The organism is Mycolicibacterium sichuanense (genome assembly GCF_033741125.1).
Classification (GTDB): domain Bacteria; phylum Actinomycetota; class Actinomycetes; order Mycobacteriales; family Mycobacteriaceae; genus Mycobacterium.
The window spans coordinates 42,911-60,555 of sequence record NZ_JAWQPU010000008.1; the positions used below are offsets into that span (position 1 = coordinate 42,911).

19 protein-coding genes are annotated in these 17,645 nt (G+C 69.3%); 8 read left to right on the forward strand and 11 right to left on the reverse strand.

From position 1 onward, the window contains the following. The first annotated feature begins 197 nt into the window (after nucleotides 1-197). Nucleotides 198-935: a YoaK family protein gene (locus tag SBI80_RS22640; RefSeq protein WP_318977086.1), complete on the forward strand. Its 738-nt coding sequence runs from the start codon at nucleotides 198-200 to the stop codon at nucleotides 933-935. Nucleotides 936-939: 4 nt separating this feature from the next. On the opposite strand, the gene SBI80_RS22645 is transcribed toward SBI80_RS22640, so the two are convergent. Genes SBI80_RS22645 through SBI80_RS22655 form a run of 3 tightly spaced genes read right to left on the reverse strand, consistent with a single transcriptional unit; the run spans nucleotide 940 to nucleotide 3,230 of the window. Next, complete coding sequence (locus SBI80_RS22645) at nucleotides 940-1,737, reverse strand: exodeoxyribonuclease III (protein WP_318977087.1); 798 nt, start codon at nucleotides 1,735-1,737, stop codon at nucleotides 940-942. Nucleotides 1,738-1,741: 4 nt separating this feature from the next. Then, nucleotides 1,742-2,632 (reverse strand): N-acetylglutamate synthase, CG3035 family, encoded by an 891-nt coding sequence (locus SBI80_RS22650; protein ID WP_318977088.1) that lies wholly within the window; start codon nucleotides 2,630-2,632, stop codon nucleotides 1,742-1,744. Nucleotides 2,633-2,636: 4 nt separating this feature from the next. Then, nucleotides 2,637-3,230: a peptide deformylase gene (locus SBI80_RS22655; protein ID WP_318977089.1), complete on the reverse strand. Its 594-nt coding sequence runs from the start codon at nucleotides 3,228-3,230 to the stop codon at nucleotides 2,637-2,639. A gap of 134 nt (nucleotides 3,231-3,364) precedes the next feature. Between SBI80_RS22655 and napA the strand changes: the two genes are divergently transcribed. The 5 genes from napA to SBI80_RS22680 all read left to right on the forward strand — a co-directional run bounded on the left by napA (nucleotide 3,365) and on the right by SBI80_RS22680 (nucleotide 6,709). Further along, a complete protein-coding gene (gene napA / locus SBI80_RS22660; protein WP_318977090.1) occupies nucleotides 3,365-3,673 on the forward strand; it encodes a nucleoid-associated protein NapA in 309 nt (102 codons plus the stop codon). 75 nt (nucleotides 3,674-3,748) lie between these two features. Beyond that, the gene (locus tag SBI80_RS22665) at nucleotides 3,749-4,210 is read left to right on the forward strand and encodes a LytR C-terminal domain-containing protein (protein WP_318977091.1); all 462 of its coding nucleotides are present in this window, start codon (nucleotides 3,749-3,751) and stop codon (nucleotides 4,208-4,210) included. A gap of 10 nt (nucleotides 4,211-4,220) precedes the next feature. Further along, nucleotides 4,221-4,925, forward strand: coding sequence for a superoxide dismutase[Cu-Zn] (sodC, locus tag SBI80_RS22670; RefSeq protein ID WP_318977092.1), 705 nt, complete (start codon nucleotides 4,221-4,223; stop codon nucleotides 4,923-4,925). Beyond that, nucleotides 4,906-6,057, forward strand: a complete 1,152-nt coding sequence (locus tag SBI80_RS22675; protein WP_318977093.1) for a glutamate--cysteine ligase — start codon at nucleotides 4,906-4,908, stop codon at nucleotides 6,055-6,057. Before sodC ends, SBI80_RS22675 begins: the two co-directional genes overlap by 20 nt. Nucleotides 6,058-6,064: 7 nt before the next feature. Next, nucleotides 6,065-6,709 carry an LON peptidase substrate-binding domain-containing protein gene (locus tag SBI80_RS22680; protein WP_318977094.1) on the forward strand — a complete coding sequence of 215 codons (645 nt, stop codon included), beginning with the start codon at nucleotides 6,065-6,067 and terminating at the stop codon, nucleotides 6,707-6,709. A 42-nt stretch (nucleotides 6,710-6,751) separates the two neighbouring features. On the opposite strand, the gene SBI80_RS22685 is transcribed toward SBI80_RS22680, so the two are convergent. Next, nucleotides 6,752-7,246, reverse strand: a complete 495-nt coding sequence (locus tag SBI80_RS22685) for an acetyltransferase (protein WP_318977095.1) — start codon at nucleotides 7,244-7,246, stop codon at nucleotides 6,752-6,754. 84 nt (nucleotides 7,247-7,330) lie between these two features. Between SBI80_RS22685 and SBI80_RS22690 the strand changes: the two genes are divergently transcribed. Then, nucleotides 7,331-8,587: an HNH endonuclease signature motif containing protein gene (locus SBI80_RS22690; protein ID WP_318977096.1), complete on the forward strand. Its 1,257-nt coding sequence runs from the start codon at nucleotides 7,331-7,333 to the stop codon at nucleotides 8,585-8,587. Between the two features lie 9 nt (nucleotides 8,588-8,596). Here SBI80_RS22690 and SBI80_RS22695 read toward each other — a convergent pair whose 3' ends face one another. From SBI80_RS22695 to SBI80_RS22720, 6 genes are read right to left on the reverse strand one after another with little or no spacing between them, the layout of a single operon-like run. Further along, nucleotides 8,597-8,935 carry a monovalent cation/H(+) antiporter subunit G gene (locus SBI80_RS22695; protein ID WP_318977097.1) on the reverse strand — a complete coding sequence of 113 codons (339 nt, stop codon included), beginning with the start codon at nucleotides 8,933-8,935 and terminating at the stop codon, nucleotides 8,597-8,599. Beyond that, the gene (locus SBI80_RS22700; protein WP_318977098.1) at nucleotides 8,932-9,231 is read right to left on the reverse strand and encodes a monovalent cation/H+ antiporter complex subunit F; all 300 of its coding nucleotides are present in this window, start codon (nucleotides 9,229-9,231) and stop codon (nucleotides 8,932-8,934) included. Before SBI80_RS22700 ends, SBI80_RS22695 begins: the two co-directional genes overlap by 4 nt. Continuing rightward, on the reverse strand, nucleotides 9,228-9,785 hold the full coding sequence (locus tag SBI80_RS22705) for a Na+/H+ antiporter subunit E (RefSeq protein WP_318977099.1): 558 nt from the start codon (nucleotides 9,783-9,785) through the stop codon (nucleotides 9,228-9,230). Before SBI80_RS22705 ends, SBI80_RS22700 begins: the two co-directional genes overlap by 4 nt. Continuing rightward, nucleotides 9,782-11,377, reverse strand: coding sequence for a Na+/H+ antiporter subunit D (locus SBI80_RS22710; RefSeq protein WP_318977100.1), 1,596 nt, complete (start codon nucleotides 11,375-11,377; stop codon nucleotides 9,782-9,784). Before SBI80_RS22710 ends, SBI80_RS22705 begins: the two co-directional genes overlap by 4 nt. Next, nucleotides 11,374-11,844, reverse strand: a complete 471-nt coding sequence (locus tag SBI80_RS22715) for a Na(+)/H(+) antiporter subunit C (protein WP_318977101.1) — start codon at nucleotides 11,842-11,844, stop codon at nucleotides 11,374-11,376. Before SBI80_RS22715 ends, SBI80_RS22710 begins: the two co-directional genes overlap by 4 nt. Beyond that, nucleotides 11,841-14,699: a Na+/H+ antiporter subunit A gene (locus SBI80_RS22720; protein ID WP_318977102.1), complete on the reverse strand. Its 2,859-nt coding sequence runs from the start codon at nucleotides 14,697-14,699 to the stop codon at nucleotides 11,841-11,843. Before SBI80_RS22720 ends, SBI80_RS22715 begins: the two co-directional genes overlap by 4 nt. 289 nt (nucleotides 14,700-14,988) lie before the next feature. Between SBI80_RS22720 and SBI80_RS22725 the strand changes: the two genes are divergently transcribed. Continuing rightward, on the forward strand, nucleotides 14,989-15,435 hold the full coding sequence (locus SBI80_RS22725) for an SRPBCC family protein (protein ID WP_318977103.1): 447 nt from the start codon (nucleotides 14,989-14,991) through the stop codon (nucleotides 15,433-15,435). Nucleotides 15,436-15,437: 2 nt separating this feature from the next. Here SBI80_RS22725 and SBI80_RS22730 read toward each other — a convergent pair whose 3' ends face one another. Continuing rightward, nucleotides 15,438-17,570, reverse strand: a complete 2,133-nt coding sequence (locus tag SBI80_RS22730; protein WP_318977235.1) for an AAA family ATPase — start codon at nucleotides 17,568-17,570, stop codon at nucleotides 15,438-15,440. Nucleotides 17,571-17,645: the final 75 nt, after the last annotated feature.

Sequence of the window (17,645 nt, forward strand, 5' to 3'; positions counted from 1 at the left end):
GCCGCCGCGTTGGATATGCGTCGTCTATGAACCCGATCCCGTCGGTTTCGCCGCGATGATTTGCCGGGTAGACCGGACCTGTCGCAGACATCGCCGTCTGCACTTCAACGTTGTCGTAGCTCAACGACATCGCCAGTCAATGCCTTCGTGACTAGCCCCGTCACGCTCTCCTAGGCCGCATCACCCGAAGGATTTTCATGCCGGACAAGGGATTTCCCGCTCACAGCAAGACCAGGAATCGGTTCGCCGTCGCGTTGGCGGTCATCGCGGGCACCGCGGACGCCATCGGCTTCATCGAGTACTCGCAGCTGTTCATGTCGTTCATGAGCGGCAATACCACCCGCCTCGGCGAGGCGGCCTCGGGAACGTACTGGGAGGGGGTCGCGCGCTTCGGTGGCGTGATCGCCATCTTCTGCCTCGGCGCCTTCCTCGGCACACTGATCGCCGCGTGGTCGGGGCGCTGGCGGCTGGTGAGCCTGCTGAGCATCCAGGCGACCCTGCTGGTGGTGGGCACGTTCCTGCCGCTCGGTTCCGAGGCCATCCCATGGCACGTCTACCCGATCGTGCTCGCACTCGGTCTGCAGAACGCCACGCTCCAGGACGAGGCGGGCCGCAGCATGGCGCTGACCTACGTCACGGGCACCGTGGTCCGGTTCGGCGCCGGCCTGGCCAACCTGCTACTGCACAAGCCGGCACCGTCGTTCTGGATCCAGGGCCCACTGTGGGCGGGCCTGACCACCGGCGCGGTGTTCGGCGGCGTCCTGCAGCACCGCTTCGGCGAGATGGCCTTCCTGGTGCCGGCGGCGATGCTGGCGATCCTGGCGACGTTCGCGCTGGTCATCCTGTTGCGGCAACCGCGAAGCACGCTCGTCACCAGCGAGTACGCCCCGCAACCCGACGCCCATCCGGAGGCCAAGCCCACCGTGCTGGTGTGACGGTTCAGTCGAGGTCGACGACCACCGGCGCGTGGTCGCTCGGAGCCGGGGTGCCCTTCTTGCCGGGCTTGCGCTCGTCCCTTGCGATCTCGGCATGGCTGACGCGGGCGGCCAGCGCCGGGGAGCCCAGGATGAAGTCGATGCGCATGCCCTGGCGCTTGGGAAACCGCAGCTGCGTGTAGTCCCAGTAGGTGTAGACGCCGGGGCCAGGGGTGAAGGGCCGCACCACGTCGGTGAACGAGGCGTCGACGAAGGCATTGAACGCGGCCCGCTCCGGCTCGGTGACGTGCGTGGCACCCTTGAAGAACTCGACGTCCCAGACGTCCTCGTCGGTCGGGGCGATGTTCCAGTCACCGACCAGGGCGACCGGCAGGTCGGGTTCGCTCGCGAGCCAGCCCGACGCGGTATTGCGCAGTGCTGCAAGCCATTCCAGCTTGTAGGCGTAATGCGGGTCTTCGACCGTGCGGCCGTTCGGGACGTAGAGGCTCCAGACGCGCACCCCCGCGCAGGTCGCGCCGATGGCCCTGGCCTCGTCGGCATCGTTCCAGACCGGCTGGCCCTCGAACCCCACGGTGACGTCGTCGAGCCCGATTCGGGAGGCGATGGCGACGCCGTTCCACTGGTTGTGCCCGACGTGGGCCACCTCATATCCCAAGGCGGCGAACGGCATGGTCGGGAATTGCGCGTCGGTGCACTTGGTCTCCTGCATCGCCAGCACGTCGACGTCGGCGCGTTCGAGGAAACCCGTCACGCGGTCGATGCGGGAGCGGATCGAGTTGACGTTCCAGGTGGCCAGTCGCACGCGGCTACCCTAGCGACACGTAGCGCGACCGGTGGTGCTCACCGAAGCCCATCGACTCGTAGAGCCTGATCGCGGGGATGTTCTCGGCGAGCACCTGCACGTAGGCGCGGTCGGCGCCGTGCTCGGCCGCCCACGTCAGCAGCGCCTCGCACAGCGTGCGGCCCAGTCCCCGGCGCCGGGCCTGCTCGGCGACGTGCACCGAGGACAGGCCGGCCCACCGGGTGTGGTCGGGCGCGACCGTGATCGCCCCGCGGCCGACAGCGGCACCGGGGACGCTCGCGAAGGCCAGCTCGCCGTCGACGACGGCGGTCAGGACGTCGACCGGCACCTTGCGCGGATGTGCGGCCAGCCAGTCGTCGTCGGGCTGGGCGGTCAGCGTCACGCCGGACGGCCCCGCGACGGGCTCGGTCAAATGCCTTGTCATGACGATGTTCTCACCGCCGGTTGGCAATTCGGGAGGGACGCGCAGGAGCCGGTCGGGGACGGCGAGCAGCGGCGGCACCCCGCGCGCGGTGTACCAGTCCGCGATGGCGCCCAGGTCCTGGCTGGGAGTGGGCAGCAGCGGCACCGCGGAGTTGGCCCGCCGGGTGCTGCCGTGGCCGTATCGCAGCAGCCACCCGTCGAGCCACTGCCGTTCGACGCCCGGCCACCCGAGGGCGGCGGCGTGCTCCAGGTTGCGGATGTCGCGGTTGCGCACCGGGGCGGCCGACAACGACCGTAGATAGACGACGTCCTCGCGTGCGATGGTCGTCGTCTCGCCGTGCTTGTCGCGCACCATGAGCACGGGGCCTGCCTCGACCACGTGCCCCACCACGTCGCTCAGCGGTGGCACCGAACCGGCGGGCAGGCGGTATCGCAGGCTGACCCGGGTACCTACCTCGGGTACGTCGGTCATGGCATCAGTGGCCGAACGGGTCGGGATCCTCGCCGGGCGTCCACGACAGTCCGGGCACACCCCAGCCGTTGGACTTCACGCTGCGCTTGGCCGCGCGGGCGTGCCGGCCGATGAGCCGGTCCAGGTACAGGAAGCCGTCCAGGTGGCCGGTCTCGTGCTGCAGCATCCGAGCAAACAGTCCGGTGCCCTCCAGCGTGATCGGCGTGCCGTCCGCGTCGAGGCCGGTGACCCGCGCCCAACTGGCCCGTCCGGTGGGGAAGGACTCGCCGGGGACCGACAGGCAACCCTCGTCGTCGTTGTCGGGGTCGGGCATGGTCTCGGGGACCTCGGAGGTCTCCAGTACCGGGTTGATCACCACCCCGCGCCGGCGGGCGGCCCGGCCACGCTCGTCGGCGCAGTCATAGACGAAGACTCGCTTGGCGACGCCGATCTGGTTGGCAGCCAAGCCGACACCGTTGGCGGCGTCCATCGTCTCGTATAGATCGGTGATGAGGTCCGCCAGGTCTGCGGGCAGGGATCCGTCGTCTGCGACGGGGATCGGACTGGTCGCGGTGTGCAGGACGGGATCTCCCACGATGCGGATCGGTACGACGGCCATGCGGGAAGATTAGTCAGCGACTTCCAGTCGGCCGACTCGCGGGTAACGCTCACGGCTCAAGCGGGTCTGCCGTGGTTCAATGTTGCCCGACACCACAGGAATGTCTCGAGTGCGGGGAAGGGTCCAGAGAGCAAATGGACGGCGCCATTGCGCGGACTGAAAAGTCCGGGGACGACGCGGCTCTCGCGGACGGTCTCACTCGCCGCGAGCATGACATCCTTGCGTTCGAGCGGCAGTGGTGGAAGTACGCCGGTTCCAAGGAAGATGCCATCAAGGAGTTGTTCTCCATGTCGGCGACGCGCTACTACCAGGTACTCAACGCGCTCATCGAACGTCCCGAGGCGCTCGTGGCGGATCCGATGCTGGTCAAGCGGCTACGCAGGATGCGAGCCAGCCGGCAGAAGGCGCGCGCGGCGCGCCGGCTTGGCTTCGACGTCACCTGAGCCATCACCCGAGTCGTCACCCGACCGATACCTGAGGTTTTCGCCTCGCGAGGCGACCTGGATACAGTGAGACCGATGAATCAACGAGACTCCTCCGGGTTGCCACTCCGCGCCATGGTCATGGTGCTGCTGTTCCTGGGTGTGGTCTTTCTGCTGGTCGGCTTCCAGGCGATGGGGTCGGGTGACGACGCAGGCAGTTCGTCGACGTCCACCACTGCGACGACGACGTCGGCACCGGCGGCGACTACGTCGGCCCCCGCGGCCGCCAAGCCCGCCGTGCGCGTCTACAACCTGTCCGACGTCGCCGGTCTGGCCGAGCAGACGGCGACTCGGCTGCGCGATGCCCAGTGGAACGTCGCCGAGACCGGCAACCTCGCGCTGGAGGGCGTCACGGCGACGACCGTGTACTACGGACAGGCGGCGGGTGAGAAGGAGGCGGCCGAGGAGATCGGCAACCTGCTCCAGGCGCCGGTGGAACCCAGGACGCCCGCGGTCGCGGACCAACCGCCCGGCGTGATCGTGGCCGTCACCAGTTAGGCTCTCCGACATGCCGATCTCTGCCCCGCTTCGCATCCTCGCCGCCGCGGCACTCATCGTTCCGATCGCCAGCGCCTGCTCGCCCAACGAGCCGGTCGCCACGCAGCCCGGCACCACTCCTCCGGTGTGGACGGGATCACCGCCGCCCTCGGCCGGTGCCGAGGGTTCGGCCGCAGAGCCCTCCGCCGCGCCCACCGGTGAGAAGCTGAGCGCCGACATCAAGACGGCCGACGGCACGTCGGTGGCCAGCGCCGAGATCGTGTTCTCCGGGGGGTACGCCACCCTCACCGTCAAGACCACCGCCGCCGGCCAGTTGACGCCCGGCTTCCACGGTCTGCACATCCACTCCGTCGGCAAGTGCGAACCCGCCTCGGTCGCCCCGACCGGCGGCGCGCCCGGCGACTTCAACTCCGCGGGCGCGCACTTCCAGGTCGGCGGGCACACGTCGCATCCGGCCAGCGGTGACCTGGCCTCGCTGCAGGTGCGCGGCGACGGCTCGGCGATGCTGGTGACCACCACCGACGCGTTCACCGCGGCGGACCTGCTCGCCGGCCAGAAGACGGCCATCATCATCCACGAGAAGGCCGACAACTTCGCCAACATCCCGCCGGAGCGCTACCAGCAGGTCAACGGCACGCCTGGACCCGACGAAACGACGATGGCCACCGGTGACGCCGGCAAGCGGGTGGCGTGTGGTGTCATCTCTCCCGAGTGATTCGGTGTCCGGTTCGCGGCCGCAGCGGATCGACTTCGCCGGCTCGGCCCGGCCGACCCTCGGCGTCGAGTGGGAGTTTGCGCTCGTCGATCTGCACACCCGCGATCTGAGCAACGAAGCGGCCGCGGTCATCGCCGAGATCGGTGAGAGCCCCCGAGTGCACAAGGAGCTGCTCCGCAACACCGTCGAGGTCGTGACGGGCATCTGCGACGACGTCGGCGAGGCGATGGACGACCTGCGCACGACGCTGGCGCCTGCGCGGCGGATCGTGCACGCCAGGGGCATGGACCTGTTCTGCGCCGGCACCCACCCCTTCGCGAAGTGGTCGGCGCAGAAGTTGACCGACGCGCCGCGCTACGCCGAGCTGATCAAGCGGACGCAGTGGTGGGGCAGGCAGATGTTGATCTGGGGCGTGCACGTGCACGTCGGGGTGTCCTCGGCGCACAAGGTGATGCCGATCATCACCTCCCTGCTGAACCAGTACCCGCACCTGCTGGCACTATCGGCGTCCTCACCGTTCTGGGACGGCGACGACACCGGATACGCCAGCAACCGCGCCATGATGTTCCAGCAGCTGCCGACCGCGGGTCTGCCCTTCCACTTCCAGGAGTGGTCGCAGTTCGAGCAGTTCGTCCACGATCAGAAGAAGACCGGCATCATCGATCACATGAACGAGATCCGTTGGGACATCCGCCCTTCGCCGCATCTCGGCACCATCGAGGTGCGCATCTTCGACGGGGTGTCCAACATCGCCGAATTGGGCGCGCTCGTCGCGTTGACCCACTGTCTGATCGTCGACCTCGACCGTCGGCTCGACGCAGGTGAACACCTGCCCACGATGCCGCCCTGGCATGTGCAGGAGAACAAGTGGCGCGCTGCGCGCTACGGCCTGGACGCGGTGATCATCCTCGACGAGGAGAGCAACGAACGGCTGGTCACCGAGGACCTCGACGATCTGCTGAACCGGCTCGAGCCCGTCGCCCGGTCGCTGAACTGTGCCGACGAACTCGCCCAGGTGGCCGACATCTACGCTGTGGGAGCGTCCTATCAACGTCAGCGCCGGGTCGCCGAGGACAACGACGGGGACCTGCGGGCCGTCGTCGATGCGCTGATCGCCGAGCTGGTTCTCTAGGCCTACCATGACCATTCGACCGATGTTCCCGCTGGAGTCGGTCCGCCTGCCGGGGGAGGACCTGCCGCTGCGCGTCTTCGAGCCGCGCTACAGTGCCCTGGTACGCGAATGTCTGGACAGCACACGGGAATTCGGAGTCGTGCTGATCGCGGCCGGCCGCGAGGTAGGTGGCGACGATGCTCGGTGCGAGGTCGGTTCGATGGCCCGCATCGTGGAGTATCAGGACTTCGGGGATGGCCACTACCGCCTGGACTGCGAGATGGGTGAGCGCATTCGGGTGCTCTCGTGGCTCGACGACGACCCCTTCCCGCGGGCCGACGTCGAGCCCTGGCCCGACGAGCCGGGAAGCACCGTCACCGGTGGGGACATCGGAGTCGTCGAGGACCGGGTGATGGAGATCTTCGAGCGGATCGCTACCGCTCGGCAGGCCACCCTGCCGCCGAAGCAGGAGTTGCTCGGTGAGCCAGAGCCCGGCCAGGACGCGGGAGCGCGGTTGTACGCGTTGGCATCTCGGGTACCCATGGGCCAGGCCGACCGCTACTCGGTGCTCGAGGCGCCGTCGGCGGCGGCACGTCTGGACGCCCTGCGCGACGCCGTCGAGACAGTCGCCGCGATGATCGAGTTCCAACTCGCCGCCGACGGTGGCGACTAGGGCGTGTGGCCAAACCCATCTTGGTGGCGCAGGGGTGAATCTCTAGGTCGTGTCGTCGAGCGCGGACGGCCTACTGAGGCTCAGATGGAGCAACGGGTAGGGCCGACCGGCCTCGTCCGTCTCGCTGCGACCGACGACCTCGAATCCACGGTGAGCGTAGAAGCCTGCAGCCGAGACGTTCTGCTCGTTGACATCAACCTTGGTGACGCCATGCTCGCTGATCGCATGGGCGAGAAGCGCGGTGCCGATTCCACCGTCGCGTTGCGTCGCATCAACGAACAGCATCTCCAGCGTTTCCTCGAGCACGCCCGAGAATCCCACCGGTCGGCCATCACGCTCTGCGACTGAGAGCACGACTGCCGGAAGGTAGTCGGACTGCAATCTGGCTTCGATCTCGTCTCGATCCGCTTCTGCAAGGAAGTCGTGCGTCGCGTCCACGGCCCCACGCCAGATCGCAGCGAGCACCGGATACTCCGCAGCTCCGAGGGAGGGCCTAATGCTCACCACGCGCACGGCGGGGTCCATCCGCGGAGACATCGGGCCATCCTTTCAGAGACCTGGCCACGATTCGGCCCACCGGCGCAGCGGTGTCTTGTCGTACCCCTCTGCTTTGATGGTGGTATGTCCACGGCGGCAACCTCTTTGGCTCCTCAGGAGCGGTTGGAGGTGCTGTTCGCCGAGATGGAGGAACTCGCCGGGCAACGCAACGCCATCGACGGCCGGCTGGCGCAGATCGCCGCCGAGATCGACCGCGACGGGATCTGGGGCTCCACCGGCGCCCGCTCGGTGCCGGCGCTGGTGGCCTGGAAGCTGGGCATCTCCCCGCACAACGCGGCGAACCTGGTGACGGTGGCGCGCCGGCTGCACGAATTCCCCCGCCTGGCCGAAGCCACCGTCCAAGGCCGCCTCTCGCTGGATCAGATCGGGGTCATCGCCGCGGGCGCGGCGACCGGTTCCGATGATCATTACGCGGAGTTGGCGTCGGTGGCCACGGTCAGCCAGCTGCGGACCGCGGTCAAGCTGGAACCCAAGCCCGAACCTGAACCGCGCCCGGAACCGGAGCGTTCCTTCATTCGGAGGGAAGGCGACGCGGGTACGACGTGGAAGATCACCCTGCCACCCCCGGAGGCGGCGGTGTTCGACGCCGCAGTGCAGTCGCACCACGACGCGTTGATCGCGCAGTGGAGACGCGACCACGGCGAGGAACGCGATCCCAGTGACGCCGGTGGCGACTCCGAAGACCTTCAGAGGCCGCCGTTCCCGAATCGGGTCGATGCGTTCCTGGGTGTGGTGCAGGCCGGCTGGGACACCGACGTGGCTCAGCGCCCGCACGGGCAGCGGACCACCGTGATCGTGCATCTGGACGTGGAGAGCCGGTCGGCGGCCTGGCATCTGGGGTCACTGCTCTCCGACGACGAACGCCGCCTGCTGCTGTGTGACACCACGTGTGAGGTCTGGTTCGAACGCCACGGCCGGGTCATCGGTGCGGGACGCGACACCCGCCAGATCAGCCGCCGGCTACGCCGAGCCCTCGAACGCCGCGACCGGTGCTGCGTGGTCCCCGGGTGCGGAGCCACCCGCGGACTGCACGCTCATCACGTGCGGCACTGGGAGGACGGCGGCCCCACCGAGCTCGCCAACCTCGTGTTGCTCTGCCCGTACCATCACCGACTGCATCACCGCGGTGGCCTCACGATCGCCGGCACCGCCTACGACCTGTTGGTGACCGACGCCGAGGGCACCCCGTTGACCAACGCCTCGCTGGCCCGCCCGCCGACCACACCTCCGCCGGATGTCCCGCCATGCCGCGGGCCGCTCGGGGAACGCGCCGACTGGTGGTGGTACGACCCCTACGAACCCACACCACCGGACGACTGACGCGACCCGTCAGTCCGGCTCGAAGTCGGCCATCTCGTCCTTGGTCAGCAGGTCGTCGCGGAAGTTCTGCTCCCGGTACGCGAGCTGGCCGACGCGGTTGGCCACCACCGGTGCGGTGATGACGGTGAACAGGCCGGCGAGGATCAGCATGCCGACATCGGGGTGCCCACGCAGCCGGATCGCCGCGCCCCCCAGCACCAGTAGCAGGCCGAGCACCTGTGGCTTACTCGCCGAGTGCATGCGCGAGAGCGTGTCGGGAAAGCGCACCACGCCGATGGCCGCGGTCAGCGCCAGCACGGAGCCGGCCAGCACCAGCACCGCGGCCAGCACGTCGAGGACCTCGCTCATCGGCCCTCTCCATCCGCACGCTTGCCCGTGACTACTTGGTCCACGTCCCTGACGCGGAAACGCGCGACGCTGACCGAGCCGACGAAGCTGATCAGAGCCAGCGCCGTCAGGCTGTAGGTCACCGTGGTGTCCAGGCTGAAGGCGGCCCACGTGCCGATGGCGCACATCATGACGGCGACGAAGGTGTCGAGGGCCACCAGTCGGTCCAATGTCGACGGACCGGCCAGCAGCCGGAACATGGTGACGGCCGCGGCCGCGGTCAGCAGCACTGCCGCAATGGTCCAGACGGTATTCACGAGCGATCCTCCCGCGCTACCTCGCCCAGCCCCCGCTCCGGCGAGGGCTGCCAGTCGGCTCCTCGCTCGAACGACGCAATCATCAGACGCTCCACGTCGGCCACCTGGCGGTAGAACCGCTGCACCGACTTCTCCGAACCGGCATCGATCACGTGCACGTAGATCAGGCGCCGGGTCTGGTCGATCTCCAGCACGATTCCTCCCGGGATCAGGTTGAGTGCGTTCACCGTCAGCGCCAGTACCAGATCGGACTTGATGGCCAGGTGCGCGCGCAGGACGGCGCTCTGCGGCGGCGGACCCGGCTTGATCGCCAGCCACGCCACCTGCGCCGAGGACAACACCAGGTAGTAGGCCACCAGCACGATGAGCCGCAGCATCGACAGCGGATGCAGCTTGCCCTCGACCGGAACGGCTGGCAGTGGTAGGAGGACCGTGATCACCAGGGCGATCAGCAGCCCGCTGAGTACGTTGGCGGCGGAGACGTTGCCCCACAACAGCATCCACACCAACGTGAGCCAGCACAGCACCCAGGCGCGCAGTAGGAGCCTTCTCATGGCCGCCCCAATACGGCCGATACGTACTGCCCGCGGTCGAGCACCTCGGCCGCCGCCCGCTCGCTGAACGCGAAGATCGGCCCGGCGAAGACCGTGAGTGCCAACCCGACCGCGATGAGGGCCCCGGTCGGGACCAGCATGCCCACCGGCATCCGGCCCACGTCACCGCGGTCGGAGTAGTCGATGTCCTCCTCGGAGTCGTCGAGCAGCGCCGATGGCCCGAAGTCGGCCAGCGCCCCCTCGGGCGCGTCGACTCTGGCCCGCCAGAACGCCTTCGTCCACACCCTGGCCATCACGTACAGCGTCAGCAGGCTCGTCACCACGCTGCCCGCCACCAACAGCCACGCCAGCACCGAACCGTCCCTGGCCCCCGCCTGCAGCAGCGCCACCTTGCCGATGAAGCCCGAGAACGGCGGAATGCCACCGAGATTGAGGGCCGGCACGATGAACACCAGCGCCAGCAGGGGACTGGCCGCGGCGAGCCCGCCCAGGCGCTGCAGGGTCGACGCGCCCGCCTGCCGTTCGATCAGGCCGACAACCAGGAACAGCGTGGTCTGCACGACGATGTGGTGGGCCACGTAGTAGATCGCCCCGGACATGCCGAGCTGGCTGCCGAGCGCGATGCCGAAGACCATGTAACCGATGTGGCTGACCAGCGTGAAGGACAGCAGACGCTTGATGTCGCTCTGAGCGATCGCACCGAACACCCCGACCAGCATCGTCACCAGGGCGGCCACCAGCAGCACGTGATCCAGTGCGCCGCCGGGGAACAGCAGCGAATGGGCCCGGATGATCGCATACACGCCGACCTTCGTCAGCAACCCCGCGAAGACCGCGGTGACTGGCGCCGGCGCGGTCGGGTAGGAGTCCGGCAACCACGTCGACAGCGGGAACACCGCCGCCTTGATGCCGAACGCGACCATCAACACGGCGAACATCGCACTACGCGTACCCGACGGGACGTCGTCGAGCCGCACCGACAGCTCGGCCATGTTCAGCGTGCCCGCCGCGGCGTAGATCATCGCCAGGCCGATCAGGAAGATCAGTGACGACACCATCGACACCATCACGTACGCGATGCCCGCCCGTACGCGGTCGGCGCTCGCCCCGATGGTCAGCAGCACGAAGCTCGCCGACAGCAGCACCTCGAACCCGACGAACAGGTTGAACAGGTCGCCGGCCAGGAACGCCGTGCAGACGCCCGCGGACAGCACCAGATAGGTCGGCAGGAAGATCGACACCGGCTGGCGCTCGTCACCGTCGCGGATGCCCTGTCCGATGGCGTAGAACACGACCGCGAGCAGCACGATCGCGGACACCAGCAGCATCAGCGACGACAACCGGTCCACCACCAGGGTGATGCCGAGCGGGCCCATGCCCGGCACCGACTGGCCCCAGCCGCCGACCTGCACGGCGATGGTTCCGCCGCGGTCGGCGAAGTAGACCAGCGCCGCGCAGACCGCGACCACGGCGATCAGCGCCAGCACGGCGATGGCGCGCTGCAGCCGCGGCTTGCGTCCGGCGAATAGCGTGGCCGCCGCCGCCAGCGTCGGAATCAGCACGGGCAGGGGAGTCAGGACCGCGGCGATCATCGCGACCCCTCGTGTCCGGGCAGCGCATCCAGTTCGTCGGGTTCGTCGGTGTCGAGCCGCCGGTTGGGCTGGGGGACGTCGGCGTCGATTGCCCCCGCGCTGCGCTCCGACAGCTGCGAGACGCGGGTGTCCTCCGGGTCGTTGGCGATCTCCTCGGCGCGCGACAGCCGGTAGGACCGGTAGGTCAGCGCGAGCACGAAGGCCGCGATACCCATCGAGATGACGATCGCGGTGAGGATCATGCCTTGGGCCAACGGGTCAGCGGTCGAGGTCTCGCCGTCGGTGCTGCGCCCGCGGATCGGGGGATTGCCCGACGGGCCGCCGACGGTCAGGATCAGCAGGTTGACGGCGTTGCCGACGAGCAACAGCCCCAACAACATTCGCGTCAGGTTGCGTTCCAGCAGCAGGTACACGCCTGCGCTGGTGAGCCCTCCGATGAGGATCAGCGGAACCAGGTAGGTCGTCATCGGGCCTCAGCCATCTCTACGTCGACGCGCGCGCCGAGGCTGCGCAGCACGTCGAGAACCAGACCCACCACGATGAGGTACACGCCGAGGTCGAAGAACAGTGCGGTGACGAGCTTGACGTGCCCCAGCACCGGAACGTCGAGCTCGAAGACGGCCGACGACAGTACCGGCGCGCCAAGTAGCAGCGAGGTGACCGCGGTACCCGCCGACAGCGTCAAGCCTGCGCCGAGCACCTTGCCCGCGTCGACCGGCAGCGCCTCACCGAGTTCGTAGCGTCCACCCGCCAGGTAGCGCAACACCAGCGCCAGGCCCGCTGTCAGGCCACCGGCGAACCCGCCGCCGGGGGTGTTGTGCCCGGCGAAGAAGAAGTAGAACGACAGCACCATGATCAGCGGGAAGATGATCCGCGTCGCGACCTCCAGCACCAGTGAGCGGTAGCGGGGGTCGCGCAGCTCGCTGCCCCGCAGCCAGGTGATGTCACCGACGGCCGGGCTGGTGGGCAGGACGGGGATCCGGCCGATGTCGGGTTGCCCGGCGTCCGCCACGCGGGGGGCCGTACCAAAGCGCCGGTTGCGGAACACCATCGACGCGACACCCGTCGCAGCCACCAGCAGCACCGAGATCTCACCCATGGTGTCCCAGGCTCGAATGTCGACCAGCAGGACGTTGACGGTGTTCGAACCGTGGCCGCGGTAGTAGGCGGCATCGGGCAGCAACTCGGCGATCGGCGTGGTGGTCCTGGCCGCCATCGCGAACACCGCGAGCGTGGTGACACTGGCACCCACGGCCAGCGACAGCGCCAGCCGCGGCAGCCGGTGCCGCCTGATGTTGGCCGCCTCGGCCTCGGCGGGCAATGACCGCAGTACGAGCACGAAGATCACCAGCGTCAGCGTCTCGACGAGGAACTGGGTCAGGGCCAGGTCGGGTGCTCCGTGGAACAGGAAGATCGCGCCGCAGCCATACCCCGTCACGCCGACCAGCAGCACCGCGGCCAGCCGGTTGCGCAGCATGGTCGCCGACAGCGCCGCGGCGAGGATGAAGAACCCGACTACCACCTGCAGCGGCGAATCCCACAGCTCCATCCGCGGCCGGTCCCTCGCGCCCAGCACCAGCATCACGATCGGCAGCAGGACCAGCGTGGACAGGATGACGGCCTGCGTGGCGGGGATCGAGCCGCGCTGGGTGAGCGCGGTGAGCCGGACGGCGAAGACGTCGGTGCCGCGGATCACGGCGTCGTAGATGCGGTCGGCGTTGCCGAGGGGAAGGTAGCCGACCCTGGCGCGGCGCAGCCGCGTGCGCGCGAAGAACGCGACGGCGCCGGCGAGGAGCACCACGATCGACACCAGCAGCGGCAAGTTGACGCCGTGCCACAGGGCGAGGTGATATTCGGCGCCGCCGGGAACGGTGTCGGCGTACTCGTCGAGCACGTGATCCAAACCCGTCGGCCAGATGCCGAAGGTCAAACCGGCCAGCGCCAGCAGGGCGGGGGCGACGAGGAAGCTCGCCGCGGGGCGGTGCATCTCCAGGACGCGAGGGCTTGGCTCGGGGCGGCCCTTGCGTGCGAACGCGCCGTACAGGAACCGCAGGCTGTAGATGGTGGTGAACACCGACCCGACCGCCACGCCGGCCAGCACGTAGGGGGCAGCGGCGCCCAGCGACGGGCTCTCGGCCAGCGTGGTGAGGTCGGCTTCCTTGGCGACGAACCCGAGGAAGGGCGGCAGCGCGGCCATGCTGGCGGTGGCCCCGACGGCGATGATCAGCAGCGGCCGCTGCCGGTCGCCAAGCCAGGCGAGCCGCCGGATGTCCCTGGTGCCGGTGGCGTGGTCGATGATGCCGACGACCATGAACAGCGCGGCCTTGAACATGGCGTGCGCGCACAGCATCGCCAGTCCGGCCAGCATCATGTCCCCGCCGCCACTGCCGACCATCAGCGTGATCAACCCGAGCTGGCTGACGGTGCCGAACGCCAGGATGAGCTTGAGGTCGTACTCGCGCACCGCGCGCCACCCCGCGAGCAGCATGGTCACCAGGCCGAGGGTGACGACGACCGGCCGCCAGCCCGGCGAGTCGGCGAAACCGGGGGTCATGCGGGCGACGAGGTAGACGCCGGCCTTCACCATCGCCGCCGCGTGCAGGTACGCGCTGACCGGTGTCGGCGCGGCCATGGCACCGGGCAACCAGAAGTGGAAGGGCACGATGGCCGACTTCGACAGCGCGCCGACCAGCACCAGCACCAGGGCCACCGCCGACGCGGTTCCGGTGGGTGGCGCGGCGATCAGCTCGGAGAGCCGGTAGGTGCCGGCCAGCTCGCCGAGGACGACGATGCCGACCAGCATGGCCAGCCCGCCCGCGGTGGTGACCAGCAGCGCCTGCAGGGCCGCGCGCCGGCTGGTCGCGCGTTCGGCGTAGTGCCCGACCAGCAGGAAGGACAGCACGGTCGTGAGCTCCCAGAACAGGTAGAGCATCAACGTGTTGTCGCTGACGACGAGCCCGAACATCGCTCCGGAGAACGCCACCAGCTCTGCGGCGAAGCTGGGCAACCGTCGCTCGGTGTGGCCGTCCGGGTGGTGGAAGTACGCAGCGCAGTAGAAGAGGACCAGTGCGCCGATCGCGAGCACCAGCACGCTCATGATCGCCGCCAGCGCATCGCACCGGAACGTGATGTCCATGGACAGCTCCGGCACCCAGTCGAGGTGCACGGTCTGCTCGCCGCGGCCCGGCCAGTTCAGTGCAACCCAGGGCAGCGAGCCGAGCGGGACGAGCGCGAGCAGGTAGAAGGCGCGGCGTCCCCACCGGTGCACGAGGACGGGCGCCACGACGGCGGCGGCCGCGTGCGCGTAGAGAATGGCGAGCATGGCACTCCGGTCCTCGATCGGGGTGTCAGCCTTCGATGAGCGCGTGCGCCGGGAGTGAAGACTCCGTTGAGCACTCGCGCGACGAGCATCAGGCCGTGCGGGCTACGTTCTCCCGACAGTTTACGGGTGCGCCACCGGCGACGGTCGCGGTGCCAATGCCCTAATGGTCGCCGGCCGCACCGGGGGCTGGTCATTTAGAACGCCGACCTCGGCGACGGGGACATCCCGATATCGACATGTCTCGATGGGAGTGTGTCGACGGATGCGCCGTGCACGGTTGAATGTCGGCATGGATACCGAGAAGGTCGCGCGCGCCAGTGTCGACGTGGCGGCGCCGGCCGACCGCATCTTCGAACTCATCGCCGACCCCTCCCAGCAGCCGCAGTGGGACGGCAACGACAACCTCGCCGAGGCCGCGGACGGGCAACGGGTGCACGGCGTTGGCGAGGTCTTCCTGATGTCGATCACCCAGGGCGGCGTCCGGGAGAACCACGTCGTCGAGTTCGAGGAGGGGCGTCGCATCGCGTGGCGGCCCTCCGAGCCCGGCTCACCCCCGCCAGGGCACCTGTGGCGCTGGGAGCTCGAGCCGCTGGATGCCACGCACACCCGGGTCACCCACACCTACGACTGGTCGGAGCTCACCGACGCCAAGCGCATGGTCCGCGCGCGGGCCACCGACGCCGACGCACTGCTGGCCTCGGTGACGCGACTGGCCGAACTCACCGAACGCGGCTGAGGTCAGCGATTCTCGGAGAACGCCCGCAGCGCGGCGACCTGCGCCGAATCCAGTGACGGGCGCACCGTCGACCTGGCCTGCTCGACGTCGGCGGCGGTGACGTCGGCCGCGTCGATGGAGCGCCGCATGGCCGTCAGCGCGGACTCCCGAAGCAGCGCAACGCAATCGGCGGCGCTATAGCCGTCGAGCTGATCGGCGAGCTCGTCGAGGTTCACCTCGGCGCTCAGGGGGATCGACTTGCCCGAGGTGCGCAGGATGTCCCTGCGCGCAGCCGCGTCGGGCGGCTCGACGAAGACCAGCTTCTCCAGCCGTCCCGGGCGTAGCAGGGCAGGGTCGATCAGGTCCGGCCGGTTGGTGGCACCGAGGACGACGACGTCGCGCAGCGGGTCGATGCCGTCGAGCTCGGTGAGCAGCGCCGCGACCACGCGGTCGGTCACGCCAGAGTCGAAGCTCTGCCCGCGTCGAGGGGCGAGCGCGTCGATCTCGTCGAGGAAGATCAGCGACGGGGCGGAATCGCGTGCGCGGCGGAACAATTCGCGAACGGCCTTCTCCGAGGCGCCGACCCACTTTTCCATCAGCTCGGCACCCTTGACCGCGTGTACCGACAGCCGGCCGCTGCTGGCCAGCGCCCGCACCACGAACGTCTTGCCGCACCCGGGCGGGCCGTAGAGCAGCACGCCGCGCGGCGGCTGGACGCCAAGGCGCGCGAAGGTGTCGGGATGCTGCAGCGGCCACAGCACGGCCTCGGTGAGCGCCTGCTTGGTCTGCACCATGTCGCCGACGTCGTCGAGGGTGACCGAGCCGACCGCGATCTCTTCGGTGGCCGAACGCGACAGCGGCCGGATCACCGAAAGGGCACCGGTGAGGTCGTCCTGGGTCAGCGCGGGCGATTGCCCGTCGGTGCTGGCCCGGCCGGCAGCCCGCAGTGCGGCCTCGCGCACCACCGCCGCCAGATCGGCGACGACGAAACCCGGTGTACGCTGGCTGATCTCGTCGAGCTCCAGGCCCGAGGACGGGACACCGCGCAGCAGTGCATCGAGCAGCGCCTTGCGGCTGGTGGCATCAGGCAGGGTGAGGCCCAGCTCGCGGTCGCAGAGGTCCGGTGCCCGCAATCTCGCGTCCACGGCGTCGGGCACCGCAGACGTCGCGATGAAGGCAACCCCCGGCGTCGCGACCGCGGCACGCAGCTCGGTCAGGATCAGCGTCGCCACGGGTTCGGCCGCCGCGGGCAGCAGGGCGTCGACGTCGGTGATCAGCAGTACCCCGCCGCCGTCCCGCACCGCGGTGACCGCCGAGTCGACGCTGGCGAGCCGGTCCTCGGCGCGCAACGCACCGATCTCCGGGCCGTCGAGTTCGACGAGACGGCGTTCGGCGCATACCGCCCGCACCAGCGTGGCCTTGCCGACGCCGGCCGGCCCGGTCACCAGCACCCCCAGATTGGGCTTGGCACCCAGGGTTTGGAGCAGCTGCGGCTGGTCGAGCGCGAGCTTGAGCCACTCGGCGAGCCGGCCAGCCTGCAGGTGGGCGCCCCGCAGGTCGTCGACCGACACCGGCGGGTGGGCACCGACCGCGTGATCCGGCTGCGTGACGACGTGGCCGGCCGCGGGCTCGGCACTGGGAGCGCTGCCGTTGCCCCAGGTGACGAGCGAATTCGGTTGCACGCTGACCGGACCCGCGGGATCGACCCCGGTGACCGTCAGCAGCTCCGAGGTCCAGGTGATGCCCACCGACGCCGTCAGCGCCGAGGACGCGGCCGACGTCGAGGTGCCGGGACCGAGGTCCCGCGGCAGCAGCGACACCGTGTCACCGACCGTCATCACCTTGCCGAGCAGGGCCAGGCGCAGCGTGGCCGGCGAGATCGACTGGGTGGCCAGCTTGGAACCGCTCAGCGTCACCGACCGCGCGCCGTACACCGTGACCGGGGCGACCAGCACGACGGTGTCCTCCCTCACCCCGGCATTGGACAGCGTCACGTCGTCGAGCAACGCGGTCCCCGCGGGGGTGCCGGTCGCGGCCAGACCCGCCACCGCCGACGTGGTGCGCGACCCGGTCAGCGATACCGCGTCCCATTCCCGGATGCCGAGGGCGGCAAGGGCTTCCGGATGCAACCGCACGACACCGCGACGGGAGTCCATGGCAGAGGTATTGAGCCGAGCAGTAAGGGGCAACCGCCCCAACGGCGGTTCGTCGAACGCCTCGGCCTGGCGGTC

What these genes read in the sequence shown, in the direction of transcription:
- SBI80_RS22640 (WP_318977086.1), top strand. Translation starts at nt 198, where the DNA reads ATGCCGGACAAGGGATTTCCCGCTCACAGCAAGACCAGGAATCGGTTC.
- SBI80_RS22650 (WP_318977088.1), bottom strand. Translation starts at nt 2,632, where the DNA reads ATGACCGACGTACCCGAGGTAGGTACCCGGGTCAGCCTGCGATACCGC.
- SBI80_RS22655 (WP_318977089.1), bottom strand. Translation starts at nt 3,230, where the DNA reads ATGGCCGTCGTACCGATCCGCATCGTGGGAGATCCCGTCCTGCACACC.
- napA (WP_318977090.1), top strand. Translation starts at nt 3,365, where the DNA reads ATGGACGGCGCCATTGCGCGGACTGAAAAGTCCGGGGACGACGCGGCT.
- SBI80_RS22665 (WP_318977091.1), top strand. Translation starts at nt 3,749, where the DNA reads ATGAATCAACGAGACTCCTCCGGGTTGCCACTCCGCGCCATGGTCATG.
- sodC (WP_318977092.1), top strand. Translation starts at nt 4,221, where the DNA reads ATGCCGATCTCTGCCCCGCTTCGCATCCTCGCCGCCGCGGCACTCATC.
- SBI80_RS22680 (WP_318977094.1), top strand. Translation starts at nt 6,065, where the DNA reads ATGACCATTCGACCGATGTTCCCGCTGGAGTCGGTCCGCCTGCCGGGG.
- SBI80_RS22685 (WP_318977095.1), bottom strand. Translation starts at nt 7,246, where the DNA reads ATGTCTCCGCGGATGGACCCCGCCGTGCGCGTGGTGAGCATTAGGCCC.
- SBI80_RS22690 (WP_318977096.1), top strand. Translation starts at nt 7,331, where the DNA reads ATGTCCACGGCGGCAACCTCTTTGGCTCCTCAGGAGCGGTTGGAGGTG.
- SBI80_RS22695 (WP_318977097.1), bottom strand. Translation starts at nt 8,935, where the DNA reads ATGAGCGAGGTCCTCGACGTGCTGGCCGCGGTGCTGGTGCTGGCCGGC.
- SBI80_RS22705 (WP_318977099.1), bottom strand. Translation starts at nt 9,785, where the DNA reads ATGAGAAGGCTCCTACTGCGCGCCTGGGTGCTGTGCTGGCTCACGTTG.
- SBI80_RS22710 (WP_318977100.1), bottom strand. Translation starts at nt 11,377, where the DNA reads ATGATCGCCGCGGTCCTGACTCCCCTGCCCGTGCTGATTCCGACGCTG.
- SBI80_RS22715 (WP_318977101.1), bottom strand. Translation starts at nt 11,844, where the DNA reads ATGACGACCTACCTGGTTCCGCTGATCCTCATCGGAGGGCTCACCAGC.
- SBI80_RS22720 (WP_318977102.1), bottom strand. Translation starts at nt 14,699, where the DNA reads ATGCTCGCCATTCTCTACGCGCACGCGGCCGCCGCCGTCGTGGCGCCC.
- SBI80_RS22725 (WP_318977103.1), top strand. Translation starts at nt 14,989, where the DNA reads ATGGATACCGAGAAGGTCGCGCGCGCCAGTGTCGACGTGGCGGCGCCG.
- SBI80_RS22730 (WP_318977235.1), bottom strand. Translation starts at nt 17,570, where the DNA reads ATGGACTCCCGTCGCGGTGTCGTGCGGTTGCATCCGGAAGCCCTTGCC.